A 1,501-nucleotide genomic window follows, 5' to 3' on the forward strand; every position below is an offset into this window, starting at 1 on the left:
GTTTTGTTGTGTACAACAAATATTGAGCAAATTGCACAAATGAGTTGCAACCCATCAGTTGGTGGGCTAGCAAAGGGTAACCTCGTAAAAGATATAGATGCATTAGGCGGGATTATGGCAAAGGTTATAGATAGGTCAGGGATACAATTTAGGGTGTTAAATACTAAAAAAGGCCCAGCAGTGAGAAGTACTAGGGCGCAAGCTGATAAATCGTTGTATATGAAAACAATGCTAGATATTTTAATGGGGATAGATAATCTTTATATAAAGCAATGTATTGTATCTGACATATTAGCAAAAAATAGAATAGCTATTGGTGTTAAAACTATTTATGGCGAGGAAATACTATCTAAAGCTGTAATATTATCAACAGGGACATTTCTAAACGGGTTAATCCATATTGGGGATAAAAGATATAGTGCTGGTAGAGCCAATGAATTCTCATCAACTGATTTGACACTGTCTCTTAAGAATTTAGGGTTTGAGATTGGAAGGCTTAAGACAGGGACCCCTGCAAGGCTAGATAAGAGAACAATAGATTTTAATAGACTAAAAGAACAATGGGGGGATAAGGACCCCAAGGGGTTTTCTTTTGAAACAGAAAAGATTGAAATTGAACAAATACCTTGTTTTATTACTTATACTAATAAGGAAACACATAATATTATTAGAGACAATCTAGACAAATCAGCCCTCTATGGTGGACGTATCAAAGGTATTGGTCCACGTTATTGTCCATCAATAGAGGATAAGATTGTGAAATTTCCTGATAAAGATAGACATCAGGTTTTTATAGAGCCTGAAGGTTTAAACACATTGGAGATGTATGCAAATGGACTATCAACCTCTCTTCCAGTTGATGTACAGCTTAAGTTCTATAGAAGCATTGAGGGCTTAGAAAAGGTTGAATTTATAAGGCCTGCTTATGCAATAGAGTATGACTATGTTAATCCTACAGAACTAAAAAATAATTTAGAGACAAAAAAAATTAATGGTTTGTTTTTTGCAGGTCAAATTAATGGTACAACAGGCTATGAAGAAGCTGCTGCACAAGGATTGATTGCAGGCATTAATGCTGTAAAGTATATTGATAAAAGTGAGCCATTTTTATTGAATAGGGATGAAAGCTTTATAGGGGTTATGATTGATGATTTGATAACCAAAGGTATTGATGAGCCCTATAGGATGTTTCATTCAAGAGCTGAATATAGACTAATTTTGAGAGAAGATAATGCTGAGTTTAGATTGATTGAAAAAGGTTTTAAATTGGGTTTAATTAGCAAGGCAAGATATGATAGATTTAAAAAAGAAGAATCTATGCTTAACAGTGAAATCGCTAGATTGAAGAAGTCATATATAGAGTTAAAAAGTGAAAAACAAGATAAAGTAAAGTTGTCTGCATATGATGCATTAAAGAGAACAGATATAAAATATAAAGATATAGAAAAAATAATCGGCTCAAATATAAGTGAAAATATTGTAAAGGAATTAGAGATTTTAA

At 33.0% G+C, this 1,501-nt stretch carries 1 protein-coding gene; it reads left to right on the plus strand.

Annotation, left to right across the window (positions count from 1 at the left end):
- Nucleotides 1-39: 39 nt before the first annotated feature.
- A partial coding sequence (mnmG, locus tag SVN78_11165) for a tRNA uridine-5-carboxymethylaminomethyl(34) synthesis enzyme MnmG (GenBank protein MDY6822165.1) occupies nucleotides 40-1,501 on the plus strand: 1,462 nt, incomplete at its 3' end.

It is taken from the genome of Deferribacterota bacterium, from assembly GCA_034189185.1.
Lineage (GTDB): Bacteria > Chrysiogenota > Deferribacteres > Deferribacterales > UBA228 > UBA228.